Source organism: Bacillus andreraoultii (assembly GCF_001244735.1).
Lineage (GTDB): Bacteria > Bacillota > Bacilli > Bacillales > Caldibacillaceae > Caldifermentibacillus > Caldifermentibacillus andreraoultii.
In genome coordinates this window covers 79501-101465 of sequence record NZ_LN868937.1, presented here as the reverse complement: position 1 = coordinate 101465, position 21965 = coordinate 79501, and the positions used below count along the sequence as shown (strand labels likewise).

Annotated in this window: 24 protein-coding genes and 1 pseudogene; 8 read left to right on the top strand and 17 right to left on the bottom strand. The window is 34.3% G+C overall.

Features of this window, described 5'->3' with window-relative positions:
• Positions 1-233 precede the first annotated feature (233 nt).
• The gene (locus BN2144_RS06000; RefSeq protein ID WP_033826331.1) at positions 234-797 is read left to right on the top strand and encodes a helix-turn-helix domain-containing protein; all 564 of its coding nucleotides are present in this window, start codon (positions 234-236) and stop codon (positions 795-797) included.
• The gene (locus tag BN2144_RS05995; RefSeq protein ID WP_139017858.1) at positions 695-1627 is read left to right on the top strand and encodes an IS3 family transposase; all 933 of its coding nucleotides are present in this window, start codon (positions 695-697) and stop codon (positions 1625-1627) included. The genes BN2144_RS06000 and BN2144_RS05995 overlap by 103 nt, the downstream gene beginning before the upstream one ends.
• A gap of 95 nt (positions 1628-1722) precedes the next feature.
• On the opposite strand, the gene BN2144_RS05990 is transcribed toward BN2144_RS05995, so the two are convergent.
• The 11 genes from BN2144_RS05990 to BN2144_RS19090 form a co-directional block, all read right to left on the bottom strand.
• Entirely contained in the window at positions 1723-2202 is a 480-nt protein-coding gene (locus BN2144_RS05990; RefSeq protein WP_268258042.1) for an AAA family ATPase, read from the bottom strand.
• Between the two features lie 379 nt (positions 2203-2581).
• A complete protein-coding gene (locus tag BN2144_RS05985; RefSeq protein ID WP_033827380.1) occupies positions 2582-3289 on the bottom strand; it encodes a Crp/Fnr family transcriptional regulator in 708 nt (235 codons plus the stop codon).
• Between the two features lie 64 nt (positions 3290-3353).
• A complete protein-coding gene (locus tag BN2144_RS05980) occupies positions 3354-3587 on the bottom strand; it encodes a heavy-metal-associated domain-containing protein (RefSeq protein WP_033827379.1) in 234 nt (77 codons plus the stop codon).
• Positions 3588-3653: 66 nt separating this feature from the next.
• Positions 3654-3959: a hypothetical protein gene (locus tag BN2144_RS05975; RefSeq protein WP_033827378.1), complete on the bottom strand. Its 306-nt coding sequence runs from the start codon at positions 3957-3959 to the stop codon at positions 3654-3656.
• A gap of 40 nt (positions 3960-3999) precedes the next feature.
• Positions 4000-4233 carry a heavy-metal-associated domain-containing protein gene (locus BN2144_RS05970; protein ID WP_033827377.1) on the bottom strand — a complete coding sequence of 78 codons (234 nt, stop codon included), beginning with the start codon at positions 4231-4233 and terminating at the stop codon, positions 4000-4002.
• A 147-nt stretch (positions 4234-4380) separates the two neighbouring features.
• Positions 4381-6243: a heavy metal translocating P-type ATPase gene (locus BN2144_RS05965; protein WP_033827376.1), complete on the bottom strand. Its 1863-nt coding sequence runs from the start codon at positions 6241-6243 to the stop codon at positions 4381-4383.
• A gap of 739 nt (positions 6244-6982) precedes the next feature.
• On the bottom strand, positions 6983-7678 hold the full coding sequence (locus tag BN2144_RS05960) for a Crp/Fnr family transcriptional regulator (protein ID WP_033827375.1): 696 nt from the start codon (positions 7676-7678) through the stop codon (positions 6983-6985).
• A 227-nt stretch (positions 7679-7905) separates the two neighbouring features.
• A complete protein-coding gene (gene lepB / locus BN2144_RS05955) occupies positions 7906-8442 on the bottom strand; it encodes a signal peptidase I (RefSeq protein ID WP_222860088.1) in 537 nt (178 codons plus the stop codon).
• Positions 8442-9224, bottom strand: a complete 783-nt coding sequence (locus tag BN2144_RS20305) for a DUF6448 family protein (RefSeq protein ID WP_042337678.1) — start codon at positions 9222-9224, stop codon at positions 8442-8444. Before BN2144_RS20305 ends, lepB begins: the two co-directional genes overlap by 1 nt.
• A 321-nt stretch (positions 9225-9545) precedes the next feature.
• Complete coding sequence (gene spx / locus BN2144_RS05945; protein ID WP_033827374.1) at positions 9546-9938, bottom strand: transcriptional regulator Spx; 393 nt, start codon at positions 9936-9938, stop codon at positions 9546-9548.
• A 425-nt stretch (positions 9939-10363) separates the two neighbouring features.
• A complete protein-coding gene (locus tag BN2144_RS19090; protein ID WP_075047805.1) occupies positions 10364-10516 on the bottom strand; it encodes a YHS domain-containing protein in 153 nt (50 codons plus the stop codon).
• Between the two features lie 138 nt (positions 10517-10654).
• Between BN2144_RS19090 and BN2144_RS05940 the strand changes: the two genes are divergently transcribed.
• From BN2144_RS05940 to BN2144_RS20905, 5 genes and pseudogenes are all read left to right on the top strand, one after another.
• Positions 10655-11011, top strand: coding sequence for an arsenate reductase family protein (locus BN2144_RS05940; protein WP_033827373.1), 357 nt, complete (start codon positions 10655-10657; stop codon positions 11009-11011).
• A gap of 186 nt (positions 11012-11197) precedes the next feature.
• Positions 11198-11635 carry a carboxymuconolactone decarboxylase family protein gene (locus BN2144_RS05935; RefSeq protein ID WP_033827372.1) on the top strand — a complete coding sequence of 146 codons (438 nt, stop codon included), beginning with the start codon at positions 11198-11200 and terminating at the stop codon, positions 11633-11635.
• Positions 11636-12053: 418 nt separating this feature from the next.
• A pseudogene (gene uvrC / locus BN2144_RS05930) lies at positions 12054-13121 on the top strand (excinuclease ABC subunit UvrC); the annotation flags it as partial.
• Positions 13122-13196: 75 nt separating this feature from the next.
• Entirely contained in the window at positions 13197-14012 is an 816-nt protein-coding gene (locus tag BN2144_RS05925; RefSeq protein WP_033827371.1) for a hypothetical protein, read from the top strand.
• 116 nt (positions 14013-14128) lie between these two features.
• Complete coding sequence (locus BN2144_RS20905) at positions 14129-14548, top strand: tyrosine-type recombinase/integrase (protein ID WP_082195152.1); 420 nt, start codon at positions 14129-14131, stop codon at positions 14546-14548.
• Between the two features lie 337 nt (positions 14549-14885).
• On the opposite strand, the gene BN2144_RS05915 is transcribed toward BN2144_RS20905, so the two are convergent.
• Positions 14886-15635 carry an ERF family protein gene (locus tag BN2144_RS05915; RefSeq protein ID WP_050632222.1) on the bottom strand — a complete coding sequence of 250 codons (750 nt, stop codon included), beginning with the start codon at positions 15633-15635 and terminating at the stop codon, positions 14886-14888.
• A 630-nt stretch (positions 15636-16265) separates the two neighbouring features.
• Here BN2144_RS05915 and BN2144_RS05910 point away from each other — a divergent pair.
• Positions 16266-18617, top strand: a complete 2352-nt coding sequence (locus BN2144_RS05910) for a nitric-oxide reductase large subunit (protein ID WP_407638011.1) — start codon at positions 16266-16268, stop codon at positions 18615-18617.
• 499 nt (positions 18618-19116) lie between these two features.
• On the opposite strand, the gene BN2144_RS05905 is transcribed toward BN2144_RS05910, so the two are convergent.
• The 5 genes from BN2144_RS05905 to BN2144_RS05885 form a co-directional block, all read right to left on the bottom strand.
• Complete coding sequence (locus tag BN2144_RS05905) at positions 19117-19545, bottom strand: pyridoxamine 5'-phosphate oxidase family protein (protein WP_050632221.1); 429 nt, start codon at positions 19543-19545, stop codon at positions 19117-19119.
• A 237-nt stretch (positions 19546-19782) separates the two neighbouring features.
• A complete protein-coding gene (locus BN2144_RS05900; protein ID WP_033827370.1) occupies positions 19783-20535 on the bottom strand; it encodes a hypothetical protein in 753 nt (250 codons plus the stop codon).
• Positions 20528-20788 (bottom strand): glutaredoxin family protein, encoded by a 261-nt coding sequence (locus BN2144_RS05895; protein ID WP_033827369.1) that lies wholly within the window; start codon positions 20786-20788, stop codon positions 20528-20530. Before BN2144_RS05895 ends, BN2144_RS05900 begins: the two co-directional genes overlap by 8 nt.
• Before the next feature lie 498 nt (positions 20789-21286).
• Positions 21287-21586, bottom strand: a complete 300-nt coding sequence (locus tag BN2144_RS05890; RefSeq protein ID WP_033827364.1) for a hypothetical protein — start codon at positions 21584-21586, stop codon at positions 21287-21289.
• A gap of 47 nt (positions 21587-21633) precedes the next feature.
• Positions 21634-21867, bottom strand: coding sequence for a heavy-metal-associated domain-containing protein (locus BN2144_RS05885; RefSeq protein WP_033827363.1), 234 nt, complete (start codon positions 21865-21867; stop codon positions 21634-21636).
• Between the last annotated feature and the right edge of the window lie 98 nt (positions 21868-21965).

Below are 21965 nucleotides of genomic sequence, written 5' to 3'. Positions count from 1 at the left end.
AGCCCTATTTTTAATGGACTGTTCAATAATCCCAAAATATGCTATCTTCTCGCTATTTATTAAGTAGTTCGGTTTTGGATTACAAAAACGTAATTTGATGGCAAAATAGCAACACAATTATCGAAATGACCACAACAAGCTAAATAACATTACATTTGGTAAAGAAAAACGCTCAGAGATGGTACCGACCCCCGAAAGTTAGAGTAATAAATCTAACTTTCGGGGGTGTTTTTATGGCAAAATATAGTGAAGAATTCAAAATAAGACTTGTCACCGAGTATTTAGAGGGAAACATTGGGTATGGATCATTGGCAAAAAAATATAATATGGGAAGCCAGACCTCTATACGTGAATGGGTGAATGTATATAAGGCTCAAGGGATGGATGGGTTAAAACATAGGAAAACGAAAAAGGAATATTCTGTTCAATTTAAGATGGATACGATACAATTTATGTTAAACACAGGTGCTTCTTATTTAGAAACTGCTGTTCATTTTAATTTGAACAACCCTTCCTTGATTATTCGCTGGATGAAAGAATTTCATGAACAAGGAGTAGAAGGCCTAATTCCAAAACCAAAGGGGCGGTCTTCTATGTCTAAGAAACACAATAAACAAAAGAAAAAGGAAGAAAAACAATTAACACGTGAAGAAGAATTGGAACGTGAGAACGAACTACTAAGGTTAGAAAATGCATACCTAAAAAAGCTGAGAGCTTTTCGGGGAAATCCGAATGTCTTCCTCGAAAAGCCCAAGCAAAACTGGCATTCGAACTCAAAGAAGAAGGATTCCGATTAAAGGATATTTTCCTTGTGGTGGGTATTCCTGAAGCAACCTATCACTATCATATCAAAAACCTTGAAAAAGAAGACCCGGACAGGGAACTTAAGGAACTTATTACTGACCTATTTAAGAAATTTCATGAACGCTATGGTTATAAACGCATCACGAAGGAATTAAATAAATTAGGACATCGTGTTAATCATAAGAAAGTGTATCGACTTATGCGAGAACTAGGATTGAAATGTGTAAAATTTATGCGGAAATCCCGTAAATACAATTCCTATAAAGGAAAGGTTGGGAAGGTTGCAAAAAACCGAGTTTCCCGCCGTTTTAGCACACCTATTCCTCTTCAGAAATTAGTAACCGACATTACAGAATTCAAATGTCTTGGGGAGGAGAAGTTATATCTAAATCCAATTCTTGATCTTTATAACGGAGAAATTATAGCGTTTGGAATTAGGAAACGTCCAACATTAGATCTTGTCATGGAACCTTTAAAAGAAACAATAGGAATAATAGAAAATCATGCAACCTATCGCACTACTATTCATTCCGATCAAGGCTGGCATTACCAACACAACCAATGGGTGAAGACATTAAAAGCAAATAAAATATTCCAAAGTATGTCGCGTAAAGCAACGTGCGCAGACAACGCTTCGATGGAGAATTTCTTTGGCATTTTAAAGCAAGAAATGTATTATGGGGAAAAACTAGTAAGCTATGAAGAATTAAAAAGAAGAATAGAAGAATATATCTACTGGTATAACAATGAACGTTCAAAAGAAAAATTAGCCGGATTGAGTCCAGTCGAATACCGAACTCAATCCAGCCAATCAGCTGCATAATAAAACTCTAACTTTTGGGGGTAACCACCGATTTACTAAATCTCTGAGCGTTTTTACAATGTCTTCTTCTACTAAAGCACCCGTTAACTTAATAACTAAACTAGGTATTTGAAGATATCTTCATTATTTTCAAGTTGGATAATTTTTCTCTTAAATTCATTATCTTTAATAAAATTTGGAATGTGTTCCTGATTATATCTTCTGTTCCAATCTATTAAATCTATAACACTTTGTAATGTTTCTTTCTTAGCAGAAGTTACTTCTCCTAATTTTCTTTTTTCGTACCTACTCCAAATCCTTTCTTCTTGCAGTGACAATGGAATATTTAAAATAAATATCTTTTCAGCCTTTTTAAAACTTGGTTTGACCCATTTAAAATATACGCCTTCAATTATCCAAGAGGGCTGCTCCACTAACTTTTTCAGTTTGTTATCTCTTTCTAATTCTGGAGTTTTTATCCCATACTCTTCAGCCTGGTTATCCCAAAAAATATCATCCAAATCGAAATGAGGAATATTAAACTTGTTGCTTATTTGCTTGGCTATATATGACTTCCCACTTCCTGAACCGCCAATGATATGTATTCTAATAATAAAACATCCTTTCTATTTCAAGTAAAGCACCCGTTACTTTAAGTACACTAATTCACAATCCAAATTATAATTTTAACATAAGTTGCCAATTCCTTAGTTATTTATCAGAGGAATTAGCTTAGTTATTAGGGGGTGTTTTGCTAATGAATTATGCAGTTGACACAAATTTATGTCATCTTGGTAAAATAAGTGCCAAATAAGTAGCCATTTCTCTTTCTTTTTGTAGATAAACATTGTTAAACCAACAAAAATTAGCAATCCATTTTATATGCTAATTGGATTGCTAAAAGGTTTGTTATTTTATGTTTTGTACTATTAAACCGAACCCGGTTAGTATGATGGCACGCTGCTCTGCTTATATTTATTCAGTATGAAGTAACAATTGATCTAAATCCATTATTTTAATTTTCTTTTTCGGTAACTGTTTAATCAATCCAAGTTCTTCTAGAGTAGTAAATTTACGGCTGATTGTTTCTGGTGTGGTACCAAGATACGAGGCTAAATCCTTTTTGGACATTGGTAAGGCAACCGTTGGACTATTGCCACTTCCCTTTTCAACATTTTCAGCTAAAAAGGATATAATGCGGGATTCTACATTTTCAATCGCTACTTGTGTGGTTTGTTTTTCAGAATCCTTCAAACGTATCGTTACTTCTGAGAGTATTTTTAATGAGATCTGCGGATATTCCACCAAATACTTCTGTAAATCCTCTCGTTTAATTAAACAAATGGATGTATTTTGTAGTGCTTCCGCATAATTTTCATGAACACTTCCAGGTTGGAAAATGGCCACTTCACCTGTAAAATCACCAGGATTTAAAATGCGAACAAGTTGTTCTTTTCCGGAATCCGATAAGCGGTAAATCCGAGCCTTACCTGAATTGATAATATATAAGGTGTCATCTTCCTCACCTGCACGGAATAACATTTCCCCTTTTTGTAGATGAAGTGTCTTGGCAGATTCCGCAATCAAATCCATTTGTGAGTCTTCCAGATGGTTGAAAATGGGAACGATACGAATACATTCTGTATGTCCATGTTGGTGATGACAACATTGGTTTTGTTCCAAAATAACCTCTCCTTTTTATAAAAAGCCTAAGAGGGCATCTTAGGCTTCCATTCTATTTACTCGATTAAGCAGGTTTTACCTTTGATTTGACAACAGGATATCCTAAGTCTTCAATTGCCTTTTCGATATCGTTAATAGCGACTGCTTCTGAATCAAAGTCTACTTTTACTTTACTTGCATTGAATAATACTTTCAAGCTACCTTGATAAACACCGTTTATTGCTTTCACCGCATTTTCAATCTTTTGCATACAAGATGGGCAAGATAAGGTTTCTAATTGAATGGTTGCTTTTTGCATAAATCATTTCCCCTTTCTTATTTTAACGACCGTAAACCAAGTTCATTCTTTTGGTTTTGAGTTATTTTAAGCCTGATATGCATTATCTACTTCTGATAACATTTCGAAGGTGCCTGCATATGTTTCACATACATCGCCAGGAATGGTGTAGTTGTCTGTGATTTTACGCAACTGGGTAAATTCTGCATCCAAGTTCGGTTTGTTTGTGCCAGCTTCTTGTACTTTTGTATTCATTGTTTCGAACAGTTCACGTACTTCAAATGCTTCTGGATGATTTTTACCGTGAGCACGTGTGATTGCTTTGGTGAATAGATCTAGTTTTTCAAAATTATTTTCTACCACTTCGTTAAATGTTTTTGTTTGTTCTGACATAATTGATTCCCTCTTTCTTGATTAATAGTTTATTATTTTCTTAGGCAGGTTTTACTTTTGTTTTGATGACAGGATATCCTAAATCTTTAATGGCCTTTTCAATATCGTTAATTGCTATTGCTTCTGAATTAAAATCTACCTTTACTTTACTTGCATTGAATAATACTTTTACACTATCTTGTTCAATCCCATTTAAACCTTTTACTGCATTCTCGATCTTTTGCATACATGATGGACAAGATAAGGTCTCTAATTGAATGGTTGCTTTTTCCATGATTATATTCCTCCTAGTTTTTTTATATTGGGGTGGATTTGTTTGTTCCACCCCTTCCTCTTAATAGTTCTATTATAATCCTGGTTGGAATTATAAAAATTGATTGTAATCAAGTTTCACTATTTATCTTTGGATTTGTCGTACTTTTTAAGCGTTTTTACCTCTTAAACGGTATCTCATTAATCTCATACCATTAAAGATTACAACCAAAATACTAGCCTCGTGAACTAACATCCCAATGGACATGTTCATCCATTCACTGAAGAACACGCTGGCAAGTAATACTAATACGACAGCTACCGCGATGATAATATTTTGCTTCATGTTTCTTGCCGTTGCTTTTGTTAAACCTAATGCGTGTGGCAGACGACTGAAGTCAGAGTTCATCAAGACCACATCGGATGTTTCAATGGCTACATCTGTTCCACTACCCATTGCGATTCCGATATTTGCTAAAGCTAATGAAGGACTATCGTTGACCCCATCACCAACAAAGGCGACGATTTGCCCTTCTTTTTGTACTTTTTCAATATAGGCAGATTTACCTTCTGGCAACATATGACCATGTGCTTCAGTCAATCCAAGTTCACTAGCCACTAAATCTACTGTTCCTTGATTGTCTCCGGAAAGGACCACAAGATTTTTCACGCCTAAAGCCTTTAATTTTTGAAGATCCTTTTTCACTCCCGGGCGAACTTGGTCACGAATGCCCATAAGTACTTTTAATTCACCGTCGACCGCTGTCAAGACAAGGGAGTTTCCATTTTTTTCAAATTGTTGCACATCATCTTTGGCTTTTTGGCTTAGCACGACGTTTTCCTTTTCCATCAAAGCAACATTCCCAACAGCTACGCGATGGCCGTTTACTTTGGCGACAATTCCGCCACCTTTGACAACTTCTGTCTCTTCTACTGGAGAAAAAGTAGTCTCACCAATGTTATTTAGGACTGCCTTTGCAAGAGGGTGATCAGATTCACGTTCCACACTTGCTAAGTAACCAAGCACTTCCTCACTGTTATTTCCGTAAAATTCTTTTTCTGCCACTTCAGGGTTTCCGACTGTCAATGTTCCTGTTTTATCAAAGACGATTGTATCTACTCTACTGAAGTCATTGATGACCTCGCTACCTTTAAGAAGAACACCATTACGTGCACCGTTGCCAATACCTGCGACGTTTGAAACGGGTACACCGATTACCAATGCACCTGGGCAACCTAAGACTAATATGGTGATGGCCAGCTCGATATCTCGTGAGAAAAGCCAAACGATTACAGAGAGGATTAAAACAGCTGGTGTGTAGTATTTAGAGAATCGGTCAATGAACCGTTCCGCTTCAGATTTGGAATCTTGAGCTTCTTCTACCAATTCAATGATTTTACCAAAGGTTGTATCTTCGCCCACTCGATCTGCTCGAATTTGGAGTGTACCATTTTCCAAGATGGTTCCTGCGAATACCTCAGTATCGATGACTTTGTTAACGGGTACAGATTCACCTGTGATACTTGCTTCATTGATGTGGCCTTCTCCTCTTATTACCGTTCCATCCACAGGTACTTTTGCGCCTGTTTTAACAAGCAAGATGTCGCCTTCATCCACATCATCAACTTCTACTTCTTCAAATTCACCATTCTCCATTTGTTTCCAAGCACTTTCTGGTGCCATTTCTGTTAATGCCTTGATGGCAGATCTTGTTTTGTTCAATGTGCGTTGTTCCAAGTATGAACCGAATAGGAACAAGAACGTCACAATCGCTGATTCTTCATAGTTTTGAATCAAGAAAGCTCCAATTACCGCAATAGTGACTAATACATCAATACTGACCACTTTTACTTTTAAGGCTTGATACGCCTGAATCGCAATGGGTGCTACTCCCAAGATGGAAGCGATAATAAACGACCCATTGAAAAGAGCGACATTTTGTAAAGCAAAATGACTAATTAATCCAATGACAATTAATATCCCACTAATCAGGGTAATCTGATTTTTAATTCTTAATATATAACTTTGCATTTGGTTTCCCTCCAATTTGTTTTTTCATCTTCTTGATGATTAAAGTATAGGATGTTTATTGATTTTGATAATTGACGGCCATCAAGTTTCAATATATATTTATTTCTTTTTTTGATTAAAGCCATCTTTCCCATCGCATGCCTTCAGCTTAAATGTTTTTGGATTCTATTTACTTGACGGCCATTAAGAAATTAAAATAAACGAATCGTTTTTCTAGCAACGTATGGGAAAAGTAACATTTTTCTTCTGTATGTGCTTCTTTGGGAAGGCTTCAGTATGTTCTTATCCCTATAAAAAAGAAACGTAACCTTAAAGGCTACGCTTCTGTTTTCGGGGGGAGGAAAGGAAAAATAGAGACCGATTAACGATTGAACATTTGTCTGTATTTTCCAGCTATTCATTCTTGTGTTCTTCTAGCAATGGGTTTATTTGGCTCTCCTCTATTCCGCGTATATGGGTAAGTTTCCTTTATCCCCGTAACGAACCATAACTTAGTTTTACATATTCCTCTGATTTATCAAGGGGATCCTGTCCTTCGCCTTACTACTTTACTTTGGCAAGCCGTTATTGTAATCAAACTCATTTAAGGATAATAATGTCTAGTCTAATTTCATCAATAAAACTTCACTACTCAAAATATTCTCCTCATTTCAGCATGGAAAACAATGGAGGTGTATCAGTCATTGGTTTGAAGCGATTTCTGTTGACTTAGCCAGTAATGTTTATCAATTTTAATAAATTAATTCATATGTAATATTAAATTATCTAAATCAGGAATTTTGATGTTCCTTTTTAGCTGCTGCTCGATCAAACCTTGCTTTTCTAATTTGGTCAGTTTACGACTTAGTGTTTCAGGAGCGATTCCCAAGTATGAAGCTATTTCTTTTTTAGACATTGGAAGATTGATAGTGGGACTATTACCACTATCTCTTTCCACGCAATCTACTAGAAAAGAGATGACTCGAGTCTCTGTGTTTTCTAGAACAACATGTTTTTGTAGTTCTTTTAAACCTTTTGATAGTTCAGAGATTATAGATAAAGAAATTCGCGGAGATTCAACTATGTATCTTTGTAATTCTGGGCCACTTAGTAAGCAGACAGATGCATTTTGAATCACTTCCGCATAATGAACATAAACATCCTTTGTTTGAAATATAGAAAATTCTCCAGTAAAGTCACCTGGGTTTAAAATTCGAATAATCTGTTCTTCCCCAGATTTCATCTTCTGGAAGATCCGAACTTTTCCGCTGATAATAATGTATAAAGTATTATCACATTCACCTGGTTGGAAAAGAAAATCACCTTTTTGTAAGCTAATATTATTTACGAATGTCGCAATTTTATCTATTTGTACTTCTTCTAAATGGGTGAAAATAGGGACTAAACGTAGACAATCTGTATGACTGTGTTGATGTTCATTATGGTTATGTACCATAATAACTTCCTCCCTTCTATTAATTGAGTACTATGAGTAAGTGTATCTGTAGTATCATTATAGAAATTTTTAACAAAGGAAGAATTGACTGTAATCAAGATTAATATTCTACTTTATTTATACTACACATTTGCTTTTTGAAAGAAAGATTCGAAGCGTAGTACTTTCCTGGTTAAAAGACAAAAGCCTATAAGAAAAGATAGCTTTTCTTATAGGCATAATGCGTACTATTCTAATAGTGAAATTCTATTCAATGGAAAAATCGTCAATACAGCTTTTCCCTCAATATTACTTGCATCAATATAAGGATTAACCCACTTTCTACTATCATATGAGTGTCTCCGATTGTCACCTAAGAAAAGGTACTTTCCATCTGGGACCTGATAAGTACCCGTTAGTTGGTCCGAATATTTTACATAGGGTTCCTTGAGTTCTTGTCCATTAATATATACTAAACCATCACCTTTAATTTCAACGATATCATTTGGCAATCCTATTATCCGTTTAACCATTATTTCGTCTAATTCCTTAGAATAAAATACGATTATATCCTGCCTTTTTATTTGGTCGACATCATATATCCGCGTTGTTATGATTCGGTCCTGTGGTTGAATGGTTGGGAACATGGAACCACTCGGAACGATAATAACAAAGAAAAGAAATTTATAGATTAAAAAGGCAAAAATAATTCCAGTCGTAATAATAGACAGCCAACTTTTTATGGATTTTTTTTGAGTTGTTTTCAGGGTCATCATTTTAAACATTAATGGTGGTGATGATGTTTATGCTTTTTAGAGAATAATAAATGAACGGTTGTAATAGCAAATATTATTGTAAGTGTCCATGGAATCCAATTTGATGAACTACCTGACTCTTCATTTTCTACTTCTATTAGACCATCTGCTAATTCCGCTGCACTATGATTTTCATTCGTAAATTCAGTTGATTCATGTGCTTCTTCTATCCCATCGTGTCCATCAGCATGTGCTTCTTCACCTTCAGCAAGATGAGTAAATACTACATAGGAATTAACATATTCTCTACCGGCATCAACATCATTAACGTCAAATTCTTTTGTAGCTAATACTTGTTCGAATGCCTCCTCAATTTCGGGCATTTTTTCTTCATCGATCACACCATTAAAAGGGTCAAGGTTTTCTACTTCAATACTTGTATCTGCAGCAACTATTTCAGGTGCAAAAGGTGTTCCTTCAGGTTTCACACCTGTAAACGGTGCGCCTTCTCCTGCGCGATGAATTCTTACAAGATTTTCATATAAATATTGATCAGCTAAGGTTTGTGCCTCGGGGCTTAATTCTCTTACCTCCATTGTTTGCTTGTAGATATTTGATAATTCTTCCTCATCTTCTGGTAAAACCCATTTAGAAATATAACTTATATTATTTGTTTCGATAGCCTTCTTTGCATCTGTTATTACAGGACCGTCCATTGTATCGCAATGTGCACTAGCCATTGTTGGAATCAGACCAATAATTCCTAATGATATTAGTAGTGTTCCAGTTATTTTCGAAAACTTTCCTTTCATGTAAAAAACTCCTTTATTTTTAGTTTTAGTTTTAAAAGAAATCTGAACATTTGTATTTAATCTATCTCCCTATTCATTTCCTCCTTTCTCTTAATCATAGTTTACAAATAAGATAGAAATAAAAAATTGATACAGAACAATTTTTAACCTTATATTAGCAGGTATGTAGTTTATTCATTCAGAGGGATGTTAGATTCAAACGTATGAAGTTGAATAAATACACGAATTTTATTTTAAATTTTTAATAATAGTTAGATCGAATGGATTCAAGAAAATCTTGGCTCAAATATACAATTTGAAATTGGAAACTAATTCTTAAGATTACTGCGGTAAAGCCTGAAGAGGTAAAATTCTCTTTTTATTTCTTCTGGGTAGGAATTTACACAGTCCTTCTTCGTTGTGACCCACTTGTAGATACCTTTCATCAAAAAGAATCGGTGCTTTTAATAATTTGGGGTATTCCATTATTAAGCTAATGAGATTGTTTAAGTTCATTTGTTCTATATCAACATTTAATGCTTGATAAACTTTCGATTTTGTTGAAATAATTTCCTCAGTTCCATCCGTTGTCATTTTTAATAAGTGTTTGATCTCACTTTCATTTAAAGGATCAGAAAGGATGTTGCGTTCCGTAAATGGTACCTCATGTTTCATTAACCATTTTTTTGATTTTCTACATGATGCACAACTCGGTAAACTATAAAAAGTTATCATGGTGATTCCTCCTAGTGATGTTTTTCACATGAAATGTTTTTTTATTAACCTCTAAATCCAATCGTGTCATTTCATAGATTTAAAAGATTCTCCTAGGTTACACAGTGTGGTTGACTTATAATGTTCATCTCCCTTTTTTAGATATTACTAATATACATCCATCCTAAATGGAAAGTAGCTCATCCGCATTGATATATATCAAGTCTACTTAAAACTTCTCCTTCTTCAAATGAGGATTAAAACTACAATTTGTCTAGTCAACTGTTATACAGTATAAGAAAAGCCACTGAGAAATTGACTTTTCTCAATGGCATTATTTAAGATATTCTGATTTAACATTATGTGTAGATGGTGAACTGTATGGAACCATTCGCTAATTTAGGTATATATATGAGAGGAAATTCTCATTATACGTTTAATTACTACTAATTTTGAACATATTTTTGAGGATTTTTATTAAACGCCTCTAGACAATGTTCACAACATACATAATAATCTTTTCCCTCATAGGTTGCTCGTAATGCAGAATCATTAATCTCCATTTCCATGCCACTAACCACGCATTTTGTTGTTTCCATCGAATCACCTCCCCTTTACACATCTAAAATTAATCCTTTTCATTTCCTGATACCTTGATATCTATCAATTTTTAAAATCTATAATTCTGATAGAATTTAGTCAAACAGAAATCTCATTTATAGAAAGAGGGTATTGTAATGACATTGACTTTATATTGGCACCCCCAATGTCAGACATGTCGAAAAACAAAAAAATGGCTTGATGAAAAGCAAGTCTCATATACTCCCAAGCATATCGTAAAAAGTACACCTTCTCGAGAGGAAATGGAGGATATGTATCACAAAAGTGGGTTGGGAATAAGAAAATTTTTCAACACACATCATAAGTTATACCGCGAACTTGGAATAAAGGATAAATTAATGACTGCTACCGAAAATGAATTACTTGATATATTAGCATCAGATGGAAGATTAATTAAAAAGCCAATTTTGACTGATGGACAAAAGGTGATAATAGGATTTAATGAAGAGGAAATTTTAAAATTCCTTTCATGAATTTTTTAGAATGGTGAATTCCCTATATATCAGGGAAGATTTTACTGTGTAAGATACAATAGTTTATTTTTAAAATATGAATATTACTGTTAATTAACATATAATTTTGTGTATTTTCAATTACTAGCGCATACGTTCCTGTGAGAATTAAGTCACATTATCCTAGTTGAAAGGAAGTATTAGTAGATGGAACCAAGAATTTCGTATTATGATATTGCACCTGATGGTATGAACATCATGAAGGAGATGGAAAAATATACAAAGATGACAACGTTGGAGCCGAAGCTTCGGGAACTTATAAAAATTAGAGCATCCCAAATTAATGGTTGTGCCTTTTGTTTGAATATGCATACAACAGATGCACAAAAAATGGGCGAAACAGTACAACGTATTAATTGTGTGAGTGTCTGGAGAGAGTGTGAATTCTATACGGAGGCAGAAAAGGTTGCCTTAGAGTTAACAGAACATATCACCTTGATATCAACTGAGCGTGTTCCAGAAGAATTGTATCAACGGGTTCGAGAACATTATAACGAAATACAGTATGTTGACCTCGTTCTGATCATAAATCAAATAAACAGCTGGAACCGAATTTCGATTTCAATGGGAAATACGGCAAAATAAATATCAAGGAATAACAGCTTAGTCTTCTTTAGGAGGCCTTCTTCCACGAAGAAGGTCTTATTTCAAATAAAGAATGATAGATACACATAAAATTATGACTGACTAGCACAATAGGAATGTTTGGTTCCTATATTGTAGAGACTTTATAGACTAATAGTGATAGCCCTGTGCTTCTTTTCTTTCTACAACGTAGTTTTTTAACGTCCTCATACTGTTTTGAGAACTTTATGTTTCCTCCCTCATAATCAAATCAAATTAATCTTGATATATATCAATTTATTTCATTGCAAGAACCTTTACAATTAAGTTTCGAGATTTAAACACTAATTTTCACTAAATAAATTATCCCCACAAATTTTAACCTTTTTACTGCATGGATACGGCACCTTTGAATAGGAAGGAGTTTTTCCCGTTGAGTATGAACGATTTACTAAAAGAAAAGTTATCATTGCTTCCGGACTTACCTGGTTGTTATCTCATGAAAGATTTAGAAGGCATAATTATCTATGTAGGGAAAGCCAAAAGGTTAAAAAACAGGGTTCGCTCTTATTTTACAGGCTCTCATAACAACAAGACAGAATCACTAGTTGCAGAAATTGCAGACTTTGAATATGTTGTGACGTCATCTAATAAAGAAGCGCTTTTATTAGAAATTAATTTAATAAAAAAATATAGACCAAAATACAATATGCTACTTAAAGACGATAAGAATTATCCCTACATCAAAATAACTGCTGAGCGACATCCGCGCCTTATCATCACTAGAAGTTTAGTACAGGATGGTGGAATTTATTTTGGACCTTATCCATTTGTACAAGCTGCAAAGGATACAACTAAACTATTGGAACGACTTTATCCACTTAGAAGATGCCATGTAAGCGAAAACCGTCCGTGTTTGTACTATCAATTAGGACTTTGTATTGGATCGTGTGATCATGAGGTCTCGCCCGAAGAGTATAAGGAAAGGATTCGCCAAATACGTCATTTTTTAAATGGTGGTTATCTAAATATTAAACAAGAGCTTCAGAGGAAAATGAACCAAGCATCGGAAAATATGGATTTTGAAAAAGCTAAAGAGTATCATGATCTAATCAATAGTATTGAAATCACAATGGAAAAGCAGAAAATCGTGATTTCAGAGCAACGAAGTATGGATGTTTTTGGCTTTGCTACTGACCGTGAGTGGATGGCCGTTGAGACCTTTTTTATCCGTTCTGGGAAACTACAAGCACATGATTTTCACCTATTTCCAATTATGAATCATCCAAATGAGGAAATCTTTCATTTTTTAATTGAATACTATAACCAGAATGAACGAATTTTACCAAAGGAAATACTCTTACAAACAGAAAGTGATATCGAGGAACTAGCGAAACTTCTAAACACGACAGTTCTTCAACCGAAACGAGGGAAGAAAAAAGGCCTCATTAATTTAGCAGTAAAGAATGCTGCGTTGGCTTTGAAGGAAAAGCTTGCGTTAATGGAATAATTTAAAAAAGAGAAGGCTGGTCTTTCTTCACCCAGCATTTACATTTATAACTCTACGAATGAGGGTGAGAATATGAATGGTGAGGCAGTTAAAAGAATAGAAGCTTTTATTGAAAGTGGGAATTATCCACGATTAAAACAAATAGAAAAGGATATGAAGTTACTAACCACAGAAATGAGAGGGTTTCTAGAATCAAGCGAAATTAAAAGGCATGAATTTCCTAAATATCAGCTTGTTGCGCGTTTTACAGCCAAAAAAATTTATAAAACGGATACGCAAGGGTTAAATGAGTATTTGTTTGATATCGGATTATTACCTTATGTTGTTGGAATTGATCAGACGAGGCTAGCACAGAATCAAGATTTGTATGAGCAACTTCAAGATTTTCGGCTCCCCGATCGTTTTTATGTAAAAGCAAATTTTAATAAAGAATATAAAAGGTTTCAAGCTGAATTTTTTCCGTCTTACATACAATCAGAACATATGGAATTGGAAGACATTGTGAGAAATTTGGCTCATTTAAAGAAGGAAAAGAAAGTTTTAACTCAGCAATATAACCAACTAAAGAAGGACCTTATGAAACTTCCTGAAATTCAACATGTTATGAAGTTACCAAGTGAAGAACGCAAATCCCTTCATCATAAATATGGTAGTTTATCTATTCAAAGCTATCCTAAAAAATATGATAGTTTTCAGATATTCAATCAGTTAAAGGAAAATATCCTAATTAAGTACGGTAAACCAAAACTTCAACAGTTAGAACAATTTAGTAGAAATGGTCTCATAAGTGAAAGAGACTTAAACCAATATCGCGTGTTAACCGATATTCGCTTAGACTTTTCTGTAATAACAATGGATGATGAAAAAAAGATACTGTCCGTAATTTGAAAATGTCGTGGACAAACTACTATTTCTTTGGCTATTTCAAATCAACATGAATACTACGGAAATCAATTAAAAGAATAATTAGCTAACCTTCATCCGAAAAAGGTGGGTAAAAAGATATATTTTCAGTTGCCCCACCCTCTCTTGCGGATCCGAAAGAATATTTAAGGGAAAGTAAAGAGAAATATAAAGCTAATGATAATCCTAATGAGTTTGTTTTTGTTAAGTATTTCAAAGGTGAAGTTGCTCCCCTTACTAATCGAGCAATAGAGAACATTGTTTATAAATATACGCAATCCTTTGATAAGAGAATGTCTCCACATAAGCTAAGACATACTTATGCTACTAACCTAGCTGAAATATCCGGTGGTGATATTCCTCTGATCATGAATCAGCTTGGTCATACCCAAGCTGACATATCATTACTTTATATTAATACAACACGCGAAAAACAAAGGAAAGCTGCTGAAACGCCTGGTAAAAGAAGAATGAAAAAGAATAATCAGTCGGAAAATTATGATGAATACGAAAGTCTTTAATAGTATTTATTTCTTGCTTAGGGAGCTGCTTCGTATTGAAGCAATCTTAGTAGAAGAATTATCCGTAAGCGTAAGTCTTTAGGAGACGTTGTTTCAATTTCATATGATAGTTTCGTAGAATTCAACTTCTATTGATAACAAGAACAACATAGAAACGATCACCAGGGTTACGCCATCCTAATTTGATAGAGATTGCCGCATGATTAATAAAATTCACTGTCGATGGCTTCCGATTTCTGAATAAATGCTTGGTAATGCGAGAATTCGTATTCCTTTGCATACTACGTAGGTAGCAAAACCAAAAATGTCGATGTAGCAGACTGAATATTATACTTACTCAGTCTCCATTAGTCGCCACTTGCGCTATTGATTGAATGAAGTGAAAACCTTGTGTTGTTAATATTGTGAAGGTTGCTTCATGTCCTTCTTTAAGTGCTTTGGCTTGTTCAAAAGCTATTCCATCTTTAGCAATCGCATTTATGGTTTTGCCATTATTTTCTAGTGTAAGTTCACAAAACGGAGTACCTTTTCCTGATTTACTTTCTTTAATTGATTTAGCTATTGCTTCTATAGTAATTATATCCATATTAGACTTAGCCATTTGTTGATTTTGTTGTCCTAATTGTTGGCTGGTTTGTTGTCGTTCAATCTGTCCGTTGGAAGCATTATTGCCATCATCATCATCTTCCTTCCCTGCTATTCCTAAAATAGAGGTAAGAGAATATCTTCTTCCGTAAGTAATGGCCGAACCGATAGCATGTGGTGTATCCCCCCCTGCTTTCAGCAATATTGGAGGAAATTCAAGGCTTTCCCCATTCTCATGTAAGATTGTTGTCATTATCTTTACGATAGCTCTCTCTTTCATACTGTTAGGGTTGCCTACTGCCTCATACATGACAAAGGGAACTTGCATAACTGCAAGGTTATATTTTCCTAATACCGGTTTCGCAATATCAATAATATTTGCTAATGGAACGTATTTTGAGTTGAAATACGGATTATCAGCACTATTTGAAGGGTTTTGTAATTCATTGATTGCCTTGACCAATGATTTATAAAGCTCTTTCTTTTCAGTTTGTTTTTCCATAAAAAATATCTCACCTTTAATTTCTTAGTCTTATAATAGATTGACAAGTAGATTTAGATTTACCAGTGGGAAACTTACCTAATTGTATGGTTTCAACTAAACTATCCTCTTAAACTATCCTCTGTAAAACCTATCTACCAAAATTTCAAGATTTTCTATTATCTTTCTCCATTTTTCCATTAAATAAATCTATTTTATTATTTTTATATCTCTTTCCTCATTTTTTTAATTCAAATTCATTTTTTCATTTTAATTGAAAGAGTAAATCCAAATCATGTATCAATTTCTTATAAACCTTTTGCTTTCTTTTTGATGAAAAGCTAAATTGAGTAATTGTCTAGTTAAAGGCATTAAGCTCTCATCTTTCATTAATACAAGTTATAGGTTATAAGTCTTATTTGACAGTAATAATTAATACAACTATAGATCAAAAGGAAAAATGTGCTCTAATTTGTGAAAAGTTTTTTACATTATTGACACTATCATAATAGTAATTAATAAAACTTGACTGAAATCAATTTTTTACGAAAACAGAAGTTAGATAATCAGGGTAAGGAGGCGTTATATGGATGAAATAAAATTTTAAAAATTGTATTTGTAGAAAAATAGAGTAGAAAAGGAGTGTTTATTATGCATTTTTATAAAGGTAGAAATATGGTAACTGAAAATGGTAAACCTACAACAGTTAATGGCTTACTAAAATCCGTTACCATTATTACTTTAATCTTAAGCTTTACAGCCCTTATTGTAGGGGGATTTTGGATTTTCAAAAATCAGGCACCTATCCCAGAAAAAGTTATTGGAGCTAACGGAGAAGTACTAATGACTGACAGTTCAATTCTAGGAGGCCAAGCTGTCTTTCAAAAATATGGTCTAATGGATTATGGAACCTTACTAGGAAATGGATCATATATGGGTCCAGATTATACGGCTGAAGCATTGAAGGTATATACAGAAGGGATGCAAGATTATCACGCTAAAGCGGATTACGACAGCCTATACAAGGATTTAAATGAGTCTGAACAAGCTGTTATTAAAGATAAAGTAATCAAAGAAATGCGTGAAAATAGATTTAATAAAGATGAAAGCACTCTATATCTTACAGTAGCACAAGTAGCTGGCATTGAACGGGTACAAGCATATTATCGGGATATTTTTGTTAATGGTGATGGCTGGGGGTTAAAATCAGGATTAATTCAAGAGACTCACCTACCAAAAGAGGACCGTGCTTATGTGGATGATGGAGATCAAATTAAACAGATTTCTGATTTCTTCTTCTGGTCTGCCTGGTTATCAAGTACAAATCGTCCTGGAGATAATATTTCCTATACAAATAACTGGCCATATTATGAAGATGCCGGGAACACATATACTTATTCTGCAATTTTATGGAGTGGAGTAAGTATTACAATACTAGCGCTTTTTATTGCTATCATTCTATTTATTTATAAGAAGTATCATTTTGGTATGGAATCTGCGTTTTCAACAGATAATTACCCAGTATATGATTTGAAAAATAAAAAAGTATCAGTATCTCAAGTTAAATCAGCAAAGTTCTTTTTATTTGTTGTGATTATGTTTTTTGTACAAGTTATGTTTGGCACTTTATTGGCACATTATTATACGGAACCCGATTCATTTTTCGGTATCAAGTGGATATATGAACTTTTACCTTTTGGTATTGCTAAAGGCTATCATTTGCAGTTAGCTATTTTCTGGATTGCAACCGCTTGGCTTGGCATGGGGATCTATTTAGCTCCTGATGTGGGTGGTATTGAACCGAAACGACAAGGATTATTAGTTGATATTTTATTCTGGGCATTAGTAGTTGTTGTTGGGGGCTCAATCATAGGTGAATGGCTAGGTGTAAATGGGTACTTGGGTAACCTATGGTTCTTATTTGGCCATCAAGGATGGGAATATCTAGAAATGGGACGTATTTGGCAAATTGCCTTTGTAATTGGGATGGCAATTTGGCTCTTTATCGTTTACCGTGGTATTCATAATGGATTAAAAAGAGAAAGTGATAAAGGTGGATTAATACATCTATTGTTTTATGCGTCTGTTGCAGTTCCGGCCTTTTATATTGCAGCACTCTTAATTACCCCTGACATGAGCTATACTATGTCGGATTATTGGCGCTGGTGGGTCGTTCATTTATGGGTTGAGGGAATCTTCGAAGTATTTGCTGTTGTTATTATCGGTTATATGCTCGTAAACTTAAAGCTTGTCACACAAAAATCAGTTGTAAGAATGTTTTATTTCCAGATTATACTTTTACTCGGAACAGGTGTATTAGGAATCGGTCACCATTACTATTACAATGGTTCTCCGGAAGTATGGATTGGAGTAGGAGCTGTATTTAGTGCTCTTGAAATCATTCCACTAACCCTATTAGTTTTAGAAGCTTATGATCAATATAAAATGTTACGGGCCGGTGGTGTAGACTTCCCTTACAAAACCACATTTTGGTTTCTGATTGCAACATCAATTTGGAATGTGGTTGGTGCTGGTGTAACAGGATTCTTAATAAATCTTCCTGCCGTCAATTACTTTGAACATGGTCAGCAATTAACACCTGCACATGCGCATGCCGCCATGATGGGTGTATATGGAATGTTTGCCATAGCAGTTCTGTTATATTCACTTCGGAATGTGGTCAAACCAGAGAAATGGAATGATAAATGGGTTAAATGGTCATTCTGGCTATTAAATATTGGTTTATTTGGAATGGTCTTCTTGGCTTTAATGCCAATTGGATTTATACAGTTCAAAGAGGCATTCGTAAATGGTTATTGGTCATCACGTACAAGTGAATTTTTACAGCAAGATATAATACAAAACTTACTCTTATTCCGATCAGTTCCTGATACTATTTTCATTGTGGGGGTCGTAATCCTATTAGTATTTTCTATTAAGGCAATGTTTAATCTGAAAAAGCCTACTGTTAAGGATGGAGAAGAAATGGATAACGGAAAATAATCGGTTTTAATGATTAAAAAATAGTTTTGTAATATGCTTGGAAATCCTTAATTAATACGATCTTTTTCAAAGAATTTACATTCTCAAGGTATATGTACATTGGTATTAAGACTATATTGGCATATACAATGTCAGACTTGTAGAAAGTAAAGAAATGGCTTAATGAAGAAAGTGTTTTCTATGATGCGATTCATATAGTTAATAATCCTTCAACACGTGAAGAACTACAAAATATGTATCAAAATATGGAACACAGGTAATTATTGGGTTAAAGAGGAGAAAATAAAAAAGTATTTACCTAGTCTTATATATATCTCCGTTTTAGAGAAGTCCCCCACTCATATAAGGGGGAATCTTAATGAAAAAGAGATGGCCACATGCCATCTCTTTTTCATTATATTTTGTGCTACTGGTATATAATTGTCCTTTAACTCTGGTTTTCCTTTATTGGGGAAATCTCGTTTTAATTAATCACTCGGCTTTATTCTTTATTTTAAAATTAAAATTGTAAAGTATCATAGGGGTCAACTGGATTACGCTTGATGCTGGCCTCAGAAAACTCTACAGCAAAAATTGCTGTTGTTTCTTCTCCCATTATCAACTTATCTTCAAAACTTGCATCTCGATTAGTAAAATAACTCTTAACTTGTTGAATCTCTTCTAAATCTAACGGTCTCACAGTAGCTTTTTGGACACGAACAAACTCATATACACCCTTTGTGAGCGTGGTAAAGGAAACACGATTATTTTCCTTAAATTCTTTAACTTTTGGTCTGGCTGGGTTTGTTGAAATATAAATAATTCCTGGTTTGCTTGTATTTTCATAATAATTGACTATCCGAACATTTGGCTTATTGTTTACAGCTGTAGCTAACGCTATTAAATCATGATCCTTTAAAATCCGTTTATATTCTTTCAATAAATCCATATGATAAAAACTCCTTTAAGCATTTATGAGATGAAAAGGCATTACGAGGGGAGCCTTTTGTTTACTTTTATAGCTTATCATGTTAAAAAATAGAGGTTCTTGACCCAAATCAAGTTTTCTTAAATAAGTTTTTAAAAACTAAAAATCTAATAGCCATTAGCATTTTCTATCCCGGCTTCCAATTTTAAAACTAATAATATTTATGAACTCTTTCATCAATTCAAAGTGCAATTATTGTTATAATTCAATTGGCGGAAAGCCCGATCGACTCCATAACCAAAGTGGAGTATGGACATCGATTGGGTCAATCCCTGTACCCGTAAGTACTTCTGCCCAACAATCAGCCACAAACTCTCGATCCTTTGCCGTTCCTCTTAATACATCTTGAGAACATAATCCAAGTTTTACCGTAGCTTTCAAAATATGGGTGTCAGGAGCAATGGAAATCATGCTTCGATTTTTCCAACTGACACCTGCATACTTTTCTAAAACATAGAGCCAATAGTTAAATATTTTTGGTCCTGATAAATAAGGAAACTCCGATTTTCTTTCCTTCTGAACGATGGATTTTAGGATTGCTACATCATAAAGCGAAGCCTCTAATAACCCTTGGACATTTTTTTGATTCGAGGACTGAACAATTGCTTTGGCGATTCTTTGCCAAATTTGTGTATGTCGATTAGGTTGGATGGCAATTTTATACAAAGTTAACACATCCTGCAATTCTTCAAAATTATAATTTTGAACCATACTTGGATTGAAAATCCAACGGTCATCTGCTACACTATAGGCTTGTGCAATTGACTGCCATAAAGGATAAACCGGCCTTTTATAATCTAAGGACATTCCAAATGTAAGTACTTCAGGAAGCTCGACAACTGGAACAAGTCCAACTAAAACATCCTCCGGTAAAATTTGCCCGCCAAATTGACCTAGTTTATACATAGTCAATAGAGATTGAACTTTACCTAAGAAAGCTCTCTTATCCAACGTCATTTTCCCTTTTGTATATATCAATTAATTGATGTAACGCTGGTGGATTATTGCCCACAACTCTTTTCAATTCTTTTTCTTGATCATCCACTAATATCGTTACTGGAACACCCGTTAACCCATATTGTTCAATGACTGCTGGTTCCTTAAATATGCTATATTCTTCATATTTAACTCCATTGGCTTTTAAAAGTGCCTCTACCGTCTGGCAAGGAACACAATTGGGTTTACTAAACTTTATAATTTTCATAGGCTCCTCCTTCAAATTTAATTTTAGCGATATAAGCGAGAACCTCGTGACTTCAGTACTTCAGTCAGGAGTTGATAATGAACTAACCATTTAAGCCGTATAGATTAAAGGATGATTTCCTTTTTCTATAGTAACCCTCCTCCCTTTCACAGGCGAAGTCAAAAGAGATTTAACTCATTTGTATTCATAAACTAATATAATTACAAAAAAGGCCACTGAGTAATTTCCTTCTCAGTAGCTTTATAAGGGGCTAATAAGGATTATTGAGTGACACAATCAATTAGTATCCCTTTTAGGTATGTGACATGTAGTGTTTGATTTGTTCAATCTTCAGCATTAAAATCTATTTTTACTTTACTGAAGTTGAATAGTACTTTTACACTATCTTCTTCAACGTCATTAACTCTTTTCGCTGCGTTTTGATCCTTTGCAAACAGGCGGGACAAGATAGCGTTTCTAGTTGATTCGTTGCTTTTTGTATTGAATATTCCCCCCTTCCTATGCTTGATAAGCTTTGTCCGCTTCCGCTAACATGTTAAATGTGCCTGCATATGTTTCACAAACATCTCCAGGAATGGTGTAGTTGTCTGTGATTTTTCGTAATTGAGCAAATTCAGCATCTAAGTCAGGTTTGTTCGTACCTGCGTCTTTTACCTTTTTACTGATTTTTTCGAATAGTTCACGTACTTCAAAGGCTTCTGGATGGTTCTTACCATGGGCCCGTGTAATCGCAGTAGTGTATAAATCCAGTTTTTCAAAATGGTTTGTTATTACTTCGTTAAATGTTTGTTCAGACATTATTATTTCCCTCTTTCTATAAATAATTTTTGTTATGTGTGTTTGTCTTAGGCAGATTTTACTTTTGATTTAACGACGGGATATCCTAAGTCTTCAATTGCCTTTTTGATATCATTAATGGTGATCGTTTCTGAATCAAAATCTACTTTTACTTTACTGGCATTGAATAATACTTTTAAGCTATCTTGATTAACCCCGTTTAATCCTTTCACCGCATTTTCAATCTTTTGCATACAAGATGGACAAGATAATGTTTCTAATTGAATAACTGCTTTTTGCATGAATTATTTCTCCTTTCGTCTTATCTTTGATTTTTTTGTTTTCCCTCTTCTTCTTTACAATTTAAGTATAGCTCAGGTTCAACGAAATGAAATTGACG